Annotated in this window: 17 protein-coding genes; 13 read left to right on the top strand and 4 right to left on the bottom strand. The window is 39.9% G+C overall.

Features of this window, described 5'->3' with window-relative positions:
• Positions 1-77 precede the first annotated feature (77 nt).
• Genes RM552_RS07635 through RM552_RS07625 form a run of 3 tightly spaced genes read right to left on the bottom strand, consistent with a single transcriptional unit; the run spans position 78 to position 1,933 of the window.
• Complete coding sequence (locus tag RM552_RS07635) at positions 78-707, bottom strand: hypothetical protein (protein WP_311368165.1); 630 nt, start codon at positions 705-707, stop codon at positions 78-80.
• The gene (locus tag RM552_RS07630) at positions 697-1,293 is read right to left on the bottom strand and encodes an RNA polymerase sigma factor (protein ID WP_311368164.1); all 597 of its coding nucleotides are present in this window, start codon (positions 1,291-1,293) and stop codon (positions 697-699) included. The genes RM552_RS07635 and RM552_RS07630 overlap by 11 nt, the downstream gene beginning before the upstream one ends.
• Positions 1,294-1,300: 7 nt before the next feature.
• Positions 1,301-1,933 (bottom strand): energy transducer TonB, encoded by a 633-nt coding sequence (locus RM552_RS07625; RefSeq protein ID WP_311368163.1) that lies wholly within the window; start codon positions 1,931-1,933, stop codon positions 1,301-1,303.
• Positions 1,934-2,218: 285 nt separating this feature from the next.
• Here RM552_RS07625 and rpsP point away from each other — a divergent pair, with 285 nt between their 5' ends.
• The 4 genes from rpsP to rplS are packed head-to-tail and all read left to right on the top strand — an operon-like array spanning position 2,219 to position 4,194.
• On the top strand, positions 2,219-2,467 hold the full coding sequence (gene rpsP / locus RM552_RS07620; RefSeq protein WP_311368162.1) for a 30S ribosomal protein S16: 249 nt from the start codon (positions 2,219-2,221) through the stop codon (positions 2,465-2,467).
• Positions 2,468-2,495: 28 nt separating this feature from the next.
• On the top strand, positions 2,496-3,026 hold the full coding sequence (rimM, locus tag RM552_RS07615; protein ID WP_311368161.1) for a ribosome maturation factor RimM: 531 nt from the start codon (positions 2,496-2,498) through the stop codon (positions 3,024-3,026).
• Positions 3,026-3,784 carry a tRNA (guanosine(37)-N1)-methyltransferase TrmD gene (gene trmD, locus RM552_RS07610; protein ID WP_311368160.1) on the top strand — a complete coding sequence of 253 codons (759 nt, stop codon included), beginning with the start codon at positions 3,026-3,028 and terminating at the stop codon, positions 3,782-3,784. The genes rimM and trmD overlap by 1 nt, the downstream gene beginning before the upstream one ends.
• Positions 3,785-3,834: 50 nt before the next feature.
• Positions 3,835-4,194 carry a 50S ribosomal protein L19 gene (gene rplS / locus RM552_RS07605; RefSeq protein ID WP_311368159.1) on the top strand — a complete coding sequence of 120 codons (360 nt, stop codon included), beginning with the start codon at positions 3,835-3,837 and terminating at the stop codon, positions 4,192-4,194.
• Positions 4,195-4,437: 243 nt separating this feature from the next.
• On the opposite strand, the gene RM552_RS07600 is transcribed toward rplS, so the two are convergent.
• Positions 4,438-5,859 carry a sensor domain-containing diguanylate cyclase gene (locus RM552_RS07600; protein ID WP_311368158.1) on the bottom strand — a complete coding sequence of 474 codons (1,422 nt, stop codon included), beginning with the start codon at positions 5,857-5,859 and terminating at the stop codon, positions 4,438-4,440.
• Positions 5,860-6,153: 294 nt separating this feature from the next.
• Between RM552_RS07600 and RM552_RS07595 the strand changes: the two genes are divergently transcribed.
• The 9 genes from RM552_RS07595 (at position 6,154) to RM552_RS07555 (ending at position 17,585) form a co-directional block, all read left to right on the top strand.
• Complete coding sequence (locus RM552_RS07595) at positions 6,154-6,954, top strand: peptidylprolyl isomerase (RefSeq protein ID WP_311368157.1); 801 nt, start codon at positions 6,154-6,156, stop codon at positions 6,952-6,954.
• A 21-nt stretch (positions 6,955-6,975) separates the two neighbouring features.
• On the top strand, positions 6,976-8,208 hold the full coding sequence (moeA, locus tag RM552_RS07590) for a molybdopterin molybdotransferase MoeA (RefSeq protein ID WP_311368156.1): 1,233 nt from the start codon (positions 6,976-6,978) through the stop codon (positions 8,206-8,208).
• Positions 8,192-9,076, top strand: a complete 885-nt coding sequence (gene modA / locus RM552_RS07585) for a molybdate ABC transporter substrate-binding protein (RefSeq protein WP_311368155.1) — start codon at positions 8,192-8,194, stop codon at positions 9,074-9,076. The genes moeA and modA overlap by 17 nt, the downstream gene beginning before the upstream one ends.
• A gap of 2 nt (positions 9,077-9,078) precedes the next feature.
• Positions 9,079-9,768 (top strand): molybdate ABC transporter permease subunit, encoded by a 690-nt coding sequence (gene modB, locus RM552_RS07580; RefSeq protein WP_311368154.1) that lies wholly within the window; start codon positions 9,079-9,081, stop codon positions 9,766-9,768.
• Positions 9,765-10,889 (top strand): ATP-binding cassette domain-containing protein, encoded by a 1,125-nt coding sequence (locus RM552_RS07575; RefSeq protein WP_311368153.1) that lies wholly within the window; start codon positions 9,765-9,767, stop codon positions 10,887-10,889. Before modB ends, RM552_RS07575 begins: the two co-directional genes overlap by 4 nt.
• A 161-nt stretch (positions 10,890-11,050) precedes the next feature.
• Complete coding sequence (locus RM552_RS07570; RefSeq protein WP_311368152.1) at positions 11,051-12,589, top strand: AbgT family transporter; 1,539 nt, start codon at positions 11,051-11,053, stop codon at positions 12,587-12,589.
• A 353-nt stretch (positions 12,590-12,942) separates the two neighbouring features.
• On the top strand, positions 12,943-14,031 hold the full coding sequence (locus RM552_RS07565; RefSeq protein WP_311368151.1) for a 3-deoxy-7-phosphoheptulonate synthase: 1,089 nt from the start codon (positions 12,943-12,945) through the stop codon (positions 14,029-14,031).
• A gap of 16 nt (positions 14,032-14,047) precedes the next feature.
• Entirely contained in the window at positions 14,048-15,193 is a 1,146-nt protein-coding gene (gene tyrA, locus RM552_RS07560; protein WP_311368150.1) for a bifunctional chorismate mutase/prephenate dehydrogenase, read from the top strand.
• A gap of 70 nt (positions 15,194-15,263) precedes the next feature.
• A complete protein-coding gene (locus RM552_RS07555; RefSeq protein ID WP_311368149.1) occupies positions 15,264-17,585 on the top strand; it encodes a methyl-accepting chemotaxis protein in 2,322 nt (773 codons plus the stop codon).
• The last annotated feature ends 10 nt before the right edge of the window (positions 17,586-17,595 follow it).

Below are 17,595 nucleotides of genomic sequence, written 5' to 3'. Positions count from 1 at the left end.
CTTCGTTGTCTTAACTATCGGCAAACTTTATAAATTTATAAGCGTTAAATCTCTGCAGAGAATGATTTTTTTAACCGCTAAGTGCAAAGCAATTTTTGGCTTTGATCTATGCCGATAATTAAGCCTTTAGCATTAAAATTCAACGCTAACATTTGCCCTTCAGATAAACCTAAACGCTCTTCTGTATTCTCTGGGACAAGAATATTTAATACTTCTTTTGATATATTTACTAATTCGTCATCACAAGTGATTAACTGCAATATATTATCATTGTTTTGAGTATTTGATAAAACACGAACAATTGTCTGATGATGTATATCCAAGTTTATTTTATTTTTCACATATTCTGCATATGCTCGATTGTAAGATACTCTATTACTTTCATTTATGCCTGCAAGTGCAAGATTTTCTGATTCCATCACATGTAATTGAACTGTTTGATAGTCAATAATGTTGCTTGGGTTATTTGCAAGAGCCGCTTTTCTGTCGAGTATTTGAAAACCAATGACATATACAGCAATGACTAATGCAGAACAAAGTGTTGCTACTTGAACATATGGACCCAAATCCACATGCCACCACGCCTTTTTAGGTACTGTTGCAGCGTCTAGCATGTGTGCTTTAATCTCAACAGGAGACGGATGTTGTCGTTTGCGCTGTTGATATTTTGCACTTAATTGATCGTCGCTTATTTTATCACTCATCATTGGCCTCCAGCGATCGTTTTAAGTTTTTTTTTGCGTACCTTATGCGGGTTTTAACGGTTTCTTGATTGCAAGACGTTATTGTTGCTATTTCATTTAAACTAAAACCATCTTGTTGTAAGCAAAAAGCCTCTCTTTGGTTAAAACTTAAGCTCATTAAAGCGCGGTCAAAATCTTGGCCAAAAAAGTGTTGCTGATTTGTTTGCTCTGAATGTAAAGCGGCATTTTGAGTCTCTGCACTGGCGGCTTCAACCAAGGTTGCGCTATTTGAATCTGACAGGCTTTGCAGTCTATTGGTTTTTCTGAATTCGTCAATAAGGGCATTACGAGCAACTTTAAACAACCAGGACTTCAAGTTACCTGTGGCGTTGCACTTTTCTGGATGTTCAATTAATAATAACCATGTTTTTTGAGCGATGTCTTTGGCATCATCTGCATCACTTAAGGTTAACAAAAAGTGATACAGATCATTGGCATAGGCATTGTAAATAGTACTCATAGCTTGTTTGTTTTTGCTATAAATATATTGCGCCAAGGCTTCTTCTGGATTTATGTTCGAATCAAAAAACGACTGTAAAAAAGCGAGCATTTTGTGCCTAATTGTCCAAGCTAAAGTCTAGTCTAACTTGTAAGCCAGACATTGCAACTGCTCTACCATCAACTATTTTGGGTTGATAGCGCCATCTGCTTAATGCTCTTTTGGCAGCGTTGTTAAATGTTCGTTTAGGTTCGGCATCAATTATTTCTATATCGATAACTTGCCCAGACGGTGACACACCAAATGACAGCGAGACATAGCCTTCTATACCGTTTCTGGCAGCATCACTAGGATACTGTGGGTTTGTTCTGACCATTGGTCTTGGTTGTGTATCAATATTAGCTAAGCTAATGTCCATTCCCTTACTCAAATTTATTGTGGGAGTGCTAACGTAGTTTGTAAAAACAGTCTTGGCTGCAGGCTCATCTTCAATTAACGGGACAACTTTAGGTTGCTCTAAAATTTCAGGCGGTGGCTTCGGCCTGTTCTGCTCAACCGTTATTGTTTCTTCAATATCCAGTATAGAGTCTATAAATACTGGCTCCGGTATCGACTTAGTCATTACAATATCTTGCTTTATCATGGTATGCATGCCTGCAAACAATAAAAATGTTACACCTGCGCCAGCTAAAATAATTAGTGGCAAGCGTAAAACATTGGGTTTAGCATTTTGTTGATTAATATAATTCATGGTTTTCTCCACTCTAGTCAACCTGTACAACAAGTATATTCGTTGCACTCAATAAAAAGACGTACGAGCGAATAAAAAGGGGTGAAATAAAAAATAAAAAACTAGCTTCTAGTAATAAACCTGCCCTAGTGGCTCACCCTTCCAATAAATAATACTTAAATTCTAACTGAGAGCCTTTATTTGCTTGCTTTATCGTCCACAATACGTATAATTCGCGCACTCTTTTTTCCAGTAGCGGGAAGAGGGGTATGTTAACGGTAACGCTACAACGAGTTTGAGGCATATATGGTTACTATTCGTTTACAGCGTGGTGGTGCAAAAAAGCGCCCCTTTTATCAAGTGGTTGTTGCTGACAGCCGTCGTGCACGTAATGGCAAATTTATTGAAAACATTGGCTTTTTCAATCCAACTGCACAAGGTCAAGCTGAAAAGCTTCGTTTAGACCTTGAGCGTGTTGAGTATTGGGTTGGTCAAGGTGCAGGTTTGTCTGATCGCGTATCGCGCTTGGTAAAAGATGCAAAAGCTGCTGCTTAAGCAGTGGTTTTTGTAAGTTGGAGTAAAGATGAGCTTAGCGTCTGACAAGTTGACTATTGGCAAAATCGGGGCACCTTACGGTGTCAAGGGTTGGGTTAAAATCAACAGCTTTACTCAAGCTAAAGATAATATTTTTGAGTATTCACCGTGGCAGCTAAATAGCATTCATGGTGATGCTAAAAACATTAAAGTTGACCAGTGGCGTACTCATAACAATAGCTTGGTTGCTAAATTAGAAGGTATTGAGAGTCGCGACGACGCAGAAGAGATTAAAAACGCAGAAATTAGTATTGATGCGTCTTTATTGCCAGAGTTAGACAACGATTTTTATTGGAAGGATCTAATAGGCATGCAGGTATTAACCGATAAAGGTTATGACATGGGTGTTGTTAAAGAGTTGTTTGAAACAGGCGCTAACGACGTGATGCTAGTTAAAGCAAAAATCAATGACGCGTTTGGTCAAAAAGAAAGATTATTACCGTTTTTACATGACTCTGTTGTGTTGAACGTTGATAAAGATGGAAATACCATCACGGTAGATTGGGACCCGGCTTTTTAATGCCAGTTACCTCTGAGGCAAAACAACGATTTAGTGTCGTGACATTGTTTCCCGAAATGTTTGAGCGTTTTATTACGCAGGGCGTTATCGGTAGGGCGGTTAAAAAAGGCTTAATCGAAGTGGCTTTGTATAATCCTCGTGATTATACCCACGACAAACATCGTACGGTTGATGATAGACCATACGGCGGTGGCCCAGGTATGCTGATGATGATACAACCATTAGCAGACGCTATTGCTGACGCCAAAAAGGCTTCAGCGAAAAATGTACAGGTGGTTTACTTAACACCACAGGGACGCAAACTAGATTTTGAAGGCGTACAAAACTTGAGTCAGTTTACTGATTTGGTTTTGATAGCAGGGCGCTACGAAGGCATTGACGAACGTTTAATCGAGAGCTTAGTAGATCAAGAATGGTCTATAGGCGATTACGTACTAAGTGGTGGAGAGTTGCCGGCAATGGTATTAATGGACGCAGTTTCTCGATTAATACCAGAAGTGTTAGGTCATAATCAATCTGCGGTAGACGATTCGTTTACCAACGGTTTGTTAGAATGTCCGCACTATACAAGGCCTGAAAATTATCTAGGGAAGCGAGTTCCGGCAGTGTTGTTAAGTGGCGATCATGAAAAAATTAGGCAGTGGCGACAAATTGAGTCGGTCAAACGAACTCAACGAAAACGCCCTGATTTATTAAAGAAACTAGCTCTGACTGAGGAGCAACAAGCAATTTTAGCGGATCTTAATAAAGACGAGTAGGCAAAGCTTGTTGTGGCAAATGACAGTTATTTCTAGGAAGTGAGGATACGATGGCTAAAGTCAATCAAGATATCATCAAAAAAATTGAGGAAGCACAACTCAAGACCGATCTCCCCGAGTTCGGCCCTGGTGATACAGTAATAGTGCGTGTTAAAGTAAAAGAAGGTGACAAAGAGCGCTTGCAGGCATACGAAGGTGTATGTATCGCTAAGCGTAACCGCGGTTTACACTCTGCTTTTACAGTTCGTAAGATTTCAAGCGGAGAAGGTGTAGAGCGTGTGTTCCAAACTCATAGCCCTGCTATAGACTCAATTGAAGTGAAGCGCCGCGGTGCGGTACGCAGAGCTAAATTGTATTATCTACGTGAGCGTTCAGGTAAATCTGCACGTATCAAAGAAAAACTTAACTAATTCTAATTTACCGTTACTGTTAACATTAAAAACCCGCTTTTACAGCGGGTTTTTTAATGCCTTAAACTGATAGCCCTCAAGCCCTCAAGCCAGAGGTAGCCCTACCCAATATTAAGGACGCTGTGCGCCATCCATGGCCGCTCAGAAAATGCCATCCATGGCATTTTATGCCTTAATATTGGGTAGGGCTACCTCTGGCTTAAGGGCTACCTCTGGCTTGAGGCTTTTCGTGTGACTTTACGTTTACTTGCTTGCCACTATGTTTTTGCCAGCTGCTTTTGCTCTTTCCAGAGCTTGTGTCGACCACTCCATCATCAAGTCTAAAGAGTCGCCCAAGTCGCGGGAGTACGACACTCCCACGCTAGCGGTTACGCTCACAAAAGAACTGTCCACGGTAATGCTGTGAGCTTGGATTGCCGCTCGGCAATCCTCTGCTGTGTTTTCAGCTTCTTCTTTTTCGATACCTGTCATAATAATAACAAATTGTTGACCTGCCCAACGAACCACCAAATCTTGAGGGCGAACATTTTCAGAAATACATTGTGCAAGCGATTTAATAATTTCATCTCCGGCATGGTGTCCGTGTGTATCATTGACCTTTTTAAGGTGATCTAGGTCGAGCAATAATATGGCTGTTTGCCTATTTTCACGTCGAGAGCGAGTAAAATATAAGCTCGCATACTGTCTATTAGAGAGGTTTGTTAGCGGGTCATAATTAAATTTTCTGCTCATTTTGTTAATATAAAAGCTTACCAAGCTATATACGATTTTATATAAAAAGAACAAACTAAGCATGCCTATGCCAGCATACACGGCAAACAATTGGTTGACTTCTTGCTGTCTAGCACTTAGTGGCGTGAGTAAATATAAAGACCAATTGAGTGATTCAATACTTAATTCTGATACTAACAAGTCCCCATCTTCACCAGCAACCACTATGCTAGGTTCTATCTTGTTTTGTGTTTTAGAAGTGAATTCCTCATACCAACTAAGGTCTGATATATCTTTGATGCCAATAGTGCCATCACTGCGTTCTGAGTTGGTTGGGAGCAAATCAGACCGTGAGGACAATACTATTTCATCTCGGTTATTGACGAAAATAAATTCGTGGCCGTATTGTGACTTATATTGTTCAAACGATTTTATAAAATCATTCAGAGACTTACCTACACCGACAAAGCCTATAAAATTGCCATCTTCATCATACTGTCTAACATCAATATATAGATGCACATCTTCTCGTTTACCTAAAACAGCTTGAATTTCTGACTCGTTTTCTTCTTTAAGTGCAAAATACCAAATGACTTGACCTTCAATCAGGTCAAATACTCGACCATCTGAATTATATTGCTTCCTTGATTTTTCATGAGCGACATAAAACTCTAATTCAAATAATTCGTTATATTCTTTTAATTGAGCAACTAAGGGAGCTTCTTCAGGCTCTTCGACATTAAAGTATTCTTTATATACGCCAATTTTGTCTAGTGTTTTTGCGATGTGCAATGGTTCAACTAATTCACTTTCAATCAAACCAAAGATTGGTGATACTGACTGTTGTTGCTGCTGGCTTTGCGAACCAGCCAAGTCTTTTATTGCAAAATAACCAGCAATACAAATAATAATAAATAGAACTGCAACTAACAGTGTGCTAATCCGTTTATTCACGACAACTTCCTTATTTCACTTGGTTTACGTATTAAGTGCATTAGGGCGAACTTATTCTTATCAATATTGCTAGTGCAATGTTACATTCTCAATCCGAGACATTATCAATTTTACAATTTTTTAGCAATCTACCAGTCCAATAAATATACAATTTAAGCTCTTCAAGTTTAAAACGAGCCATAAACATAGAAAATTATAAAGAAACTATCACAATGCGCTAACTTTGCTAGATTTCGTTAATTCTCTGCTATATCCTTATAAGCCTTTTTAGTCATTAAAAATGAGAACTTAGCAGTGAAAAATAACCTTTTATTGGGCTTTTGCTTATTAACACTATCTCTTAGCGTAAGTCATATAGTTAAAGCCACCGTCGTTGAAGTCCGCACTGTCGTTGGTGATTTTCAAGTTAATCTTTTTGACGATGTCACACCGCAGACCGTAAATAACTTTTTAGACTATGTTAATTCTGGGGCTTATGCTAATAATGTTGTACACAGAAGCGTACCTGGCTTTGTGGTTCAAATGGGCGGTTTTACATATAATAACGCTTTTCCTCTGGACGAAGTGGCAACTGGTGCACCCGTTGTCAATGAACCTGAATTGTCAAACCTTCGTGGTACCATAGCCATGGCTAAACTGAGCGGCAACCCTGACAGTGCGACCTCTCAATTTTTTGTTAACCTTGAAAATAATGCCACAGTATTAGATCCACAAAACGGTGGCTTTTCAGTTTTTGGCCAAGTATTAGGTAATGGTATGGAAGTAGTTGACGCTATCGCCAACTTGTCACGATTTAATTTTGGTGGTGCCTTAGCCGAATTACCTCTGCGCGATTATTCAACTACCGATGCAACTAATAATGTTGTCCCTAATGATGACAACTTTGTCATTATTACGGATATTGTTGTGATAGATGCGACTCGTGTAACGAACTCAGATTTAAATCCTGCTAGCAATACCCTTATCGATAGCAGTTCAGAGCAACCCACAAATCCTGATGGTGGTGATAGTTCAGGCGGTGGTTCTATTAACATTGTATTGTTAATTGGATTAGCCCTGATTATTCGTTTACGATACTTGCGCAAAACTAACTGATAGGCAGAGGAGGCGTACTGCATGCCGGCAGATTGTTTTACGTCTGACTTACAGACTCTATCACAGGCAAAAGCACATATTGAAAAACTGCTTCCTAAAGCGGTAGACGTCGAAATTATTCGTTTTGACCAAGCAATGGGGAGAGTATTAGCTCACAACATTGCCTCACCCATTAATGTGCCCGCCTTCGATAATTCAGCAATGGATGGTTATGCGTTCAGGTATCAAGATATCGATACAACTGAACAATTTAAAGTGATTGGCAAGAGTCTTGCTGGTTCACCTTTCATTGGTCAAGTGAATATCGGCGAATGTGTGCGGATAACAACTGGGGCTGCCATACCTGATGACTGCGATTGTGTTCAAATGCAAGAAAATACCAAAAATGAAAATAATCATTTGGTATTGCTTAAAAAACCTAAGCTTGGGCAGGCTATTCGATTGGCGGGAGAAGACATTGCTAAAAACAAGGTCATACTCCATAAGGGTAGGCTTATTAAAGCATCAGATATTGGCTTGATTGCTTCATTAGGGCTATCTGAAATCAGCGTATATAAGCCTTTAACAGTGGCTATATTCTCTACCGGCGATGAATTGTTAACACCGGGCGAAGCTCATCAAACAGCTGCGGTTTACGACAGTAATAGGCCCGCAATCAAGGCCCTACTTGAAAAAATGCAATATAATGTTATTGATCTTGGTAAAGTAGCTGACAACAAACAATGTATAAGGGATGTTTTGTTAGAAGCCGATAGGCTTGCAGATTGCGTGATCACATCGGGTGGCGTGTCAGTTGGAGAGGCTGATTTTGTAAAAGAAATCGTTAACGATATCGGCCACGTTGATTTTTGGAAAATAGCCATTAAGCCGGGTAAACCGTTGGCGTTTGGACGGTTAGTAAACAGTATTTTTATCGGGCTTCCGGGTAATCCAGTTTCTGCTTTTGTCACCTTTCATAAAATTGCTGCGGATGCTTTACGCAAAATGTCGGGTGCGGTCATTAACCAACCTATACTTATCCCTGCTAAAGCCGCACAGGCGATACGTAAACGCCCTGGACGCACAGACTTTCAAAGGGGATGTTATTACATCGAAGATGGCAATTTGTTGGTTAGGCTCGAAAAAGCCCAGGGTTCGGGGGTGTTTTCTAGTTTTTATTCAAGTAATTGCTTTGTTGTATTAGAACAAGAGCGGGGCGATGTGGCAGTTGGCGAAAACGTGATGATAGAACCCTTTGATGCGTTGTTGCAGTAAGTCGACCCAGTACAATCGACGCTTTAGGCTGAGCGCTCGTTACCAGTATTATTGGGTATTGTTAAGCTTACTTTATTGCTCATTAACATCTACTGTCTTTGCACAAGACAAACAAATAACAGTCGCTGTAGCCAGTAATTTCAGATATGCCTTAGAAGCATTATTGGCAGAACGCCCGAAAGAACAAATATGGCGTGCTGAGGATATTAAAATAGTAACTGGCTCGAGTGGACTTTTATATGCACAAATAATAAAAGGCGCGCCATTTGATGTCTTTATGTCAGCTGACACGCACAGGCCGCGTTTACTCGAGCAGGCAAACTTAACGCTAATGAGGCATACTTATGCATATGGGCAACTTGTGTTGTGGCGTTCAGAACCGCTATTGCCTCAAACTAAAGATATGGCTTTTAGTATCGATGTTTTAGACAGGCTTATTGGTAGTGAAGAAGGAAAAATTGCCATCGCCAAACCGGATCTTGCACCATATGGGTTGGCTGCCTACGAGATATTAACCCAAAGCGAATTATTTTCTACAGCAGAAAAGCGCTTAGTGTTTGGCACAAACGTAACTCAGGCATTTCAATTTGTCGATTCTGGTAATGCTCAATTTGGTATCTTGTCTAAATCATTGTTAGTGCAAGCAAGTAACTTACTAAAGGGCGATAAATACAAAGTGTACTATAGTATTCCACAGGTCTACTATAAACCTATTGAGCAGCAATTGGTGGTACTTGAACGTTCAAAAAATAAAGATGTTGTGCGGTCTTTTGTACAATTTTTGTTAAGTCCAAGTGTTCAAATGAAATTGCAAAAGTACGGATATAAGCATAATAAAAACATCAATAGTATACAGACGGGTAAATAGTTTTGGGTGAATTAAGCAATCATTGGCAAGCCATTTGGCTGACATTGCAATTAGCATTATTTACCGTGTTAATTTTGTTACTCTTGGGTTTGCCACTTGCTTGGTGGTTGTCAAATTACCAGGGGCGTTTCAAATCATTTTTCGAAGCCTTAATTGCTTTGCCTTTAGTACTCCCTCCAACCGTGTTAGGTTTTTATCTATTAACCGCTTTTTCACCAGATACCTTTCTGGGTGGTTTATGGGTGAGTATTGTTGGCAACCAGTTCGTATTTAGTTTTGCAGGCATATTGTTTGGGTCTGTTATATATTCACTGCCGTTTGTAGTGCAACCCTTAGTAGCCGCTTTTTCGCAAACAGCTAAGCAAGTGATTGTTACTGCAAGTACCTTGGGTATAAGGCCAATAAAAAGCTTTTTTTATATTATATTGCCAATGACAAAAAATAGTATTATTGCGGCAGCTACTCTTGGCTTTGCACACACATTAGGCGAATTTGGCTTAGTGCTGATGATTGGTGGAAATATACCTGGGAGTACACAAGTCGTCTCTATCGCTCTGTTTAATCATGTAGAAAGTTTACAATATGACGCTGCTCACCAGTTAGCCTTAATCCTATTGGCTACAAGCGTAATAAGTTTAACCTTATTGTATAGATTTAATCGACATACCAAGAGTGTAGGTGTGGGAGTATGAGCAAATTAACAATAAACTTAAAACATACACTCGCGCGACAAAATCGAGATCCCTTGCATATTGCGTTTAACTATTCACTTGATACACAGAAAGAGATTCTTGGTATATATGGTCCTTCTGGTACAGGCAAAAGTAGCATATTAAAAGCCGTTTCAGGGCAATTGTCAGGGACAAGTGGGACACTAACTTGGCAAAATGAACATTGTATTTATGACAATGCCTATGAAAATCCCTGCGTATATTTAGGTAGTGAAACCGTTTTATTTGAACATTTAGATGTATTCGCCAATTTAGAACTGATTACAACAAAAAGCCTCAGTGCTAAAAACGCCGTATTGTCACTTCAGGACGTGGTGGAATTATGTGATTTACAAGATATTCTCAGCCAAAAAACACAGCATCTTTCGGGAGGTGAAAGACAACGTGTTTGTTTTGCTCGTGCATTATTAAGTGGCAAACCTATTTTGCTACTAGACGAAGCGTTTTCTGCCCTTGACTGGCAAAAACGTGCTGAAATGCTCGATATCGTGAAACACTTGCATGCAAATTATGCCTTAGCATTTATATGTGTGAGTCATTCATTAAAAGAGCTCTCAATATCTTGTACACAAATCGCCTATATAAACGAAGGCACAATAATCAAACAAGGTGATGCCGCTGTTATGCAAGACTATCTGTTAAATACTCTGCATGCCAATGAGAGCTATTTTTCGTCTTTTAAAGCCGTGTTTAGTCATGTAGAAGAAGATGATCATTTGCTTGTTTGGGAACTCCCCGTTGTAGACAGTCCCAATTGGGTAAATACCCATGGTGCATCGCCCGAAAAAAAACAATATGTATATCAAAAAATGAATGAAAAGGCACCACGCAAGCTAACTAAAGAACAAGTGTTTGTGGTTGACGCTCATGTATTGATGCTATCGCAAGGTGTTTTAGAAAGTACGAGTGTCTTGAATTGCTTAAAAGGCTATGTAATACGCATAAAAAAAGAAGAGCAGGCGGTGCTGGTGAACGTCAATGTCAATGGTCAAGTGTTTGCAGCAAGTATTTCCTATAAGTCTTTTAACCTAATGGAAATTAGCTTAGAACAGTGTATTTATGTTTGTTTTAAAGCTTTATAAAATGTGAACATTGATATTTAATTTTGATGTAATATTGCAATATTAAGCAGTTCTCGCATAATCATGTATATCGAAAGTAATTTGTGTAAGTATTTTTGTTCTAGCAAAAAGTCAATATACTGTTCAGCAAGCAATAATAATAACAAAATGGAGTAATCTCTATGCAGCAGGCCAAATCCACTTGGGTAACCCGAGCACTCGATAAAGTCGAAGTTGTGGGGAATAAATTACCTGACCCTGCAATCATATTCTTTTTCTGCTTAGTCGTTGTATGGACTTTGTCAGCAATAATGTCGCAATTCACATGGGATACTATCAATCCGGCAACAGGCGAAGCGATAGTTATTCAAAACTTGTTAACTGGCGATTCACTCGCTGATTTTTTATCAAGAATGGTGAAGATATTTACTGGCTTTGCGCCACTAGGTGTTGTCTTAGTCGCGATGCTAGGCGTGGGAGTTGCAGAACATTCAGGCTTTATTAGTGCCAGCTTAAAGCGCATGTTAGATGTTACGCCAAAAGCCCTGCTCACACCAATGGTAGTATTGGTTGCGATCATCAGTCATACCGCAACCGATGCAGGTTATGTGTTGGTCATCCCTCTTGCAGGCGTGATATTTTATGCCATGGGCCGACATCCTTTAGCAGGCATTGCAGCTGCCTTTGCTGGTGTAAGCGGAGGTTTTTGCGCTAACTTTATTCCATCTGCCATAGACCCATTATTACAAAGCTTTACGCAAACAGCGGCACAAATAGTAGACCCGGCAATACAAATCAATCCTTTGAACAACTGGTTTTTTAATTCAGCGTCTTCACTCTTAATTGTGAGTATCGGCTGGTATTTGACTGACAAAGTAGTTGAGCCTCGATTGCAAAATGTTGAAGTAGACGGCAATCCCGATGACATTCCAAAGTTTGATGAGTTAGACGCCAAACAAACCAAGGCACTGAGGGTGTCAGGTGTTGTAATGCTATTAGGTATCATTGCCTTGATCGCTATATTAGTACCAGAAGATAGTCCAATGCGTGATGCTGCTGGGGAGTTAACCAGCTTCAAAGCACCCGTTATGCAATCAATTGTGCCGATAATATTTCTATTATTTTTACTGCCTGGGGTTGTATACGGCTATATGTCGGGGGTGTATAAAAGCACGAAAGACATGATTAATAGCATGACCAAAGCCATGCAAGGCATGAGTTACTATATAGTACTGGCTTTCTTTTGTGCTTTATTTATTGATGCTTTTGGTAAGTCGCAACTTGGCGCTTTAATGGCTATAGAAGGAGCTGAGTTACTCAAGTCTTTGGGTTTGCCAGCGATGATCACCATTGTTGGTATTATTTTCTTAACGGCCTTTGTGAATTTGTTTATTGGGTCATCTTCGGCAAAATGGGCGCTTTTGGGCCCAATATTTGTGCCCATGTTAATGCAATTAAATATTTCGCCAGATCTTACTCAAATTGCTTATCGTATAGGCGATTCGTCGAGTAATATTATTACCCCATTGATGCCTTATTTTCCTTTAGTGGTGCTCTATTGCCAGCGTTACGTAAAAAATACTGGGATAGGAACATTACTTTCCATCATGCTTCCCTATAGCATCACAATACTAATAGCATGGACTATATTCTTGTTAATTTATTGGACGCTAGGATTCCCATTAGGTGTGAATGCAAGTTATGTATACCCAGCAGGGTAATCATAAAGCGGGCATGGATGCCCTAAAGCGCCCTTAAATAGCTCAGGGGCTTACCTCCAAATGATGCTAATTAGCTTTTTAGCTAGCATATGTCATATTAGTCAGTATTTTGCTTGCTCAATACCTGCAAGTTTGTTACAACGTGTACAGAGCCTGAGCATAAGCAAATAGGCCGCGTAAGAGATCCGCTACATCGACAGAAATCATTTACTTTTAAGTAAAAGATAAGCTTAAAAGTAGAACGCAAAACATAATAAAAATAAGGTTTCTCTATTCACCATTAAATTCGTCAGTCAATTGGCAGATTCGTCTGTGTTTGGCTGTCAAAAATAACATTTGAAGATTAACACAACATGCAAAAAGATAGCGTAAATGACCTCCACGTCACTTCCGAAAAAGTATTAGTTACACCACAACAATTAGCCGAAGAAATGCCGGTGTCTGATAAAGCGCTTGCTTACGTGCAATCAGCTCGCAATATTATTTCTGATATCATTCAACGTAAGGACCACCGCTTACTAGTGGTATGTGGGCCTTGTTCTATACATGATGTTGAAGCCGCAAAAGAATATGCCAAGCGCTTAAAAGAACTACATGAGTTAAATAAAGACACTTTGTATATTGTCATGCGTGTTTATTTTGAAAAGCCACGCACAACAACAGGTTGGAAAGGTCTTATCAACGATCCTCATATTGATGATTCATTTGATATTGAGGCTGGGCTACGCAAAGCACGAGAGCTGCTTAATTATTTGGCAGAACTAGAAATACCGGTCGCTACTGAGGCACTTGATCCAATAAGCCCCCAGTATTTGGCTGAATTCTTTAGTTGGGCTGCTATAGGTGCTCGTACATCTGAATCGCAAACTCATCGAGAAATGGCGAGTGGTTTGTCTATGCCCGTAGGGTTTAAAAATGGCACCGATGGTAGCTTAAATATCGCGATTAATGCTTTGCAGTCAGCTGCCTCTGGTCATCGTTTTATGGGTATTAATAGAGCTGGTCAAGTGAGCATTATTAAAACCGAAGGTAACCCCGATGGTCATATTATTTTACGCGGCGGCAAACAACCTAATTACGATTCAGTTTGTGTAGCCGATTGCGAAGACTCACTAACAAATCATGGTGTAAGCGCATCGCTTGTAGTGGATTGCAGTCATGCTAACAGTGCTAAAGACTATAGACGTCAGCCATTAGTGGCGCAAAACGTTGTCAATCAAATTCTAGAAGGTAATCAGTCAATCATTGGCATTATGCTAGAGAGCCATTTAAACCCCGGCAATCAGAGCTCAAACGGCAAGTCTTTAGAAGAAATGGACTATGGCGTGTCAATTACCGACGGTTGCATTAGTTGGGAAGATACCGACAAACTAATCCATGAAACACGTGATAAATTGATTACTGTTTTGCCGATGCGTTTGCAGAAAAGAAATACTGATTAATCGAGCCAATCAAGATATGCAGAACAAATCACCCGAGCAAGCACTGAACGAATATCGCGAAAAAATTGATGAGCTAGATCAAGAGTTAGTGAAAATATTAGCGGCTCGGCAAAAAATAACGGCAAAAGTTGGCGCAGTAAAACGTGCTAATAGTCAGGCGATTTATGTGCCTGAGCGAGAAGCGAGTATGATTGCTTCTCGCCGAGCGCAAGCCGAAGCCTTAGATTTATCGGGTGATTTGGTTGAAGATGTTCTGCGTAGAATGATGCGAGATTCTTATTATTCGCAACATGCCAATTATTCGAAAATCAATGCCAATATTCATAAAGTTGTGGTGGTTGGTGGAGAAGGTGCACTAGGAAAATTGCTAGTAAATTTATTTGCAAATTCTGATTACCATACCTTGTCGTTAGACAAAGACGCTTGGGCAAAAAGAGCTTCTATTTTAGCGGATGCTGATTTGGTCATAATGGCAGTGCCAATTAACCTTACCAATGACTTAATTAAACAATTGCCAAGTTTACCTGATAATTGTGTATTGGCTGATGTAACCAGTATTAAAAAAGAACCTTTAGAGGCAATGCTTAACGTGCATGCAGGTCCTGTAGTGGGATTACACCCCATGTTTGGACCCGATGCTCCTGGTATGATCAAACAAGTGGTTGTTGTATGCGAAGGGCGATATCCTGATAAATATCAATGGCTTATCGAACAAATGACTGTGTGGGGAGCGCAAATATACCAAACCAATGCCGACAAGCACGATAATGCTATGGCGTTTATTCAAGTAATGCGACATTTCAATACTTTTGTGTATGGGCAACACTTAGCACAAGAAAACCCAGAACTATCAGAATTAATTGCATTTAGTTCGCCAATTTATCGTTTAGAATTTGCTATGGTTGGGCGACTTTTTGCTCAAGCTCCTGCACTGTATGCCGATATTATTTTCAATAATCGAGCGAATGTCGATTTATTGGAGAGATTTCATCTTAGATTTGGTGAAGCCCTTAACCTGCTTAAACATAATGAAAAGTCGAGTTTTATTGAGGCTTTTGAAGATGTTCAAGCTTGGTTTGGTGACTATGCAAAAACCTGTCTAAAAGATAGTAAGCAAATGTTGCTCAAAGCTGATGATGGGCAACTGTTACGAAATAAATAACGTCGCTTGCTAAGCACTTCAATATTCTACTTCGCTTTTAAATTAACTCCTACTTTTAAAGGTGAAGCCATTGTCCCTGCGTTCTCGTTTATTGTCGGCTCTTTTAAGTCTTCCTACCATTGCTATTATATTGATGGGTGCTGCTTTATTTGTATCACTAAATAATTCTTTGAGTTCATCCTTGACCGAAGAAGCACAAAGTAAACTCTCAGGAAAGTTGGTGAATGTAAGCAATTCTCTTTCAAGCTACTTCACCGTAGTAGAAAATCAATTGTTGAACCAAGCAAATAATTCGCGCTGGGTAAAAGCGGCGATTGATTTTGAAAATGCTTTTAACGATTATGCCACGCAGCGAGGCGCAATCAATACAGGTGAATTATCAAGTTTAGAGAGTTACTATAAAAATGATTTTGCTTCACTCTATTCTCAACGAAACGGTGAACCTGTTTCTAATATAAATACACTGATAGAGCCTCTCAACCAAAACAGTAAGGCGCTTCAGTACGATTTTATTGCGGGATCAGACTACGAAATAGGCAGCAAAGATGGTTTATCTAATTTAAACAATGGCTCAGACTATGCAAGATTGCATAATCAGTTTCACCCAGACGCACGCCAATTCTTAAAAGATTTCGGTTATTACGATATATTTCTAGTTGAGCCTGCTAGTGGCTATATTACCTATAGTGTGTTTAAGGAACTAGACTACGCAACCAGCCTGAAGTCTGGACCCTACGCAAACTCTGGTATTGGTATTGCTTTTAAAAAAGCATTGGCAAACAATGCTAAAGGTACAATTAGTTATAGCGAATTATCACCTTATTTACCTTCATACAATGCCATGGCAGGATTTATATCTACTCCAATTTATAATGGCGAACAATTAGTCAGTGTGCTTATCTTTCAAATTCCTCTTGATCGTGTCAACAATATCATGACGCATAATCAAGATTGGGAGAACAACGGATATGGTCAATCAGGTGAAACCTATTTAGTCAATGGCAACAAAAAGTTGGTAACCGAGAGCCGGTTTTATTTGGAGGATGCGAACAGTTTCACAGAAAGTCTTAGAAGCTATCGCCCAGAACAAACGCAAAAAGTTGATATGGCAGGCACAACGGTAGGCTTGCTTGAAGTTAATACCTTGTCGGTGCAAAACGCCTTAAACGGAAACTCAGGTTTTGAAAGTATTGTGGATTACCGCGGCGTAGATGTTTTTTCTGCATACGGTGAATTTGCCCTAGGCGATACCTCTTATGCTTTGTTAGCTGAGATTGATGCACAAGAGGCATTATTATTGGTGTCAGAGACAAAAAGTGCCCTCGTATGGGTATTGATTGGTGTAGGTGCAGTGGTATTAGCTGTGTCGCTTGTAGTGGCATTTGCATTGGTACTCAAATTTACAAGGCCATTAAATCAAGTGGGTGCAATGTGTGAAGATTTATCTACTGGTGATGCTGATCTGACAATTCGATTGGAAAAATGTGGTATTACTGAAATCGACAAACTTGTAATAGCGTTTAACGGTTTTATTGAGCAAGTTCACGATATTTTTGCCAACATACGTGACGATTCTACATCGCTAGCCTCAACCTCTGAAGAACTAATGGCGGTGACACAGTCTACTACCGCGAATGCGACAGAGCAGCGCAGTGAAACTAGCCGAGTCAACGATTCAATTAGCGAACTCGCGACTTCTATCGACAATATTGCAGTTACTGTAAGTGAAAATCAAACCAAAAGCCAAACGGTTAATGAAGGCTTGCAAGAACATTTTGATAACACTAAGTTAGCGACACAAAAACTAACAAACTTAGTCGACCTAATCAAAACTACGGGTACCACTATTAGTGGCTTGCGCGATGAGGTGAACAACGTCACTGTATTCTTAGATGATATAAATAGTATCGCTGATCAAACAAACCTATTGGCCTTAAATGCTGCTATAGAAGCGGCGCGAGCAGGTGATGCAGGACGCGGATTCTCGGTTGTTGCTGATGAAGTAAGAGCATTGGCGAATCGGAGTCAAGAAACGACCGGAAAAATCAGTCAAATTATAGATGTAATGACGGGTGCTTCAGACCGCAGTGCAGAGGTTATGAATAACGCAGTAAGTGCCGCAGACGAGGGCATAGACATGGTTTCTCTAATTACCGAGGCACTTGAGAGTGTGGCCAATGTGTTAGATGAAAATGCCCGCTTAGGCGCAGTGGTTGCTGAGGTGACTCAAAGCCAATCACACACTTCAAAAACCGTCACAGGCAGTATTGAAAATATTCGACGCATGGCTCACGACGCTGAAACAGGCGCAGAGCAATCAAGTCAAGCGGCCACAGAATTGGCTAGAATAGCCGCTCATAGCATGGAAATGATTAATCGTTTTAAAGTCTAGCCATTACAAG

The organism is Glaciecola petra, from assembly GCF_031846345.1.
In the GTDB taxonomy this organism is placed as follows: domain Bacteria; phylum Pseudomonadota; class Gammaproteobacteria; order Enterobacterales; family Alteromonadaceae; genus Glaciecola; species Glaciecola petra.
Note: the sequence above shows the minus strand (reverse complement) of the source record. Positions and strands in the feature narration are given on the sequence as shown.

Coding starts and splice junctions, on each gene's coding strand:
- RM552_RS07635 (WP_311368165.1), bottom strand. CDS start 707: ATGATGAGTGATAAAATAAGCGACGATCAATTAAGTGCAAAATATCAA.
- RM552_RS07630 (WP_311368164.1), bottom strand. CDS start 1,293: ATGCTCGCTTTTTTACAGTCGTTTTTTGATTCGAACATAAATCCAGAA.
- RM552_RS07625 (WP_311368163.1), bottom strand. CDS start 1,933: ATGAATTATATTAATCAACAAAATGCTAAACCCAATGTTTTACGCTTG.
- rpsP (WP_311368162.1), top strand. CDS start 2,219: ATGGTTACTATTCGTTTACAGCGTGGTGGTGCAAAAAAGCGCCCCTTT.
- rimM (WP_311368161.1), top strand. CDS start 2,496: ATGAGCTTAGCGTCTGACAAGTTGACTATTGGCAAAATCGGGGCACCT.
- trmD (WP_311368160.1), top strand. CDS start 3,026: ATGCCAGTTACCTCTGAGGCAAAACAACGATTTAGTGTCGTGACATTG.
- rplS (WP_311368159.1), top strand. CDS start 3,835: ATGGCTAAAGTCAATCAAGATATCATCAAAAAAATTGAGGAAGCACAA.
- moeA (WP_311368156.1), top strand. CDS start 6,976: ATGCCGGCAGATTGTTTTACGTCTGACTTACAGACTCTATCACAGGCA.
- modA (WP_311368155.1), top strand. CDS start 8,192: ATGCGTTGTTGCAGTAAGTCGACCCAGTACAATCGACGCTTTAGGCTG.
- RM552_RS07575 (WP_311368153.1), top strand. CDS start 9,765: ATGAGCAAATTAACAATAAACTTAAAACATACACTCGCGCGACAAAAT.
- RM552_RS07570 (WP_311368152.1), top strand. CDS start 11,051: ATGCAGCAGGCCAAATCCACTTGGGTAACCCGAGCACTCGATAAAGTC.
- RM552_RS07565 (WP_311368151.1), top strand. CDS start 12,943: ATGCAAAAAGATAGCGTAAATGACCTCCACGTCACTTCCGAAAAAGTA.
- tyrA (WP_311368150.1), top strand. CDS start 14,048: ATGCAGAACAAATCACCCGAGCAAGCACTGAACGAATATCGCGAAAAA.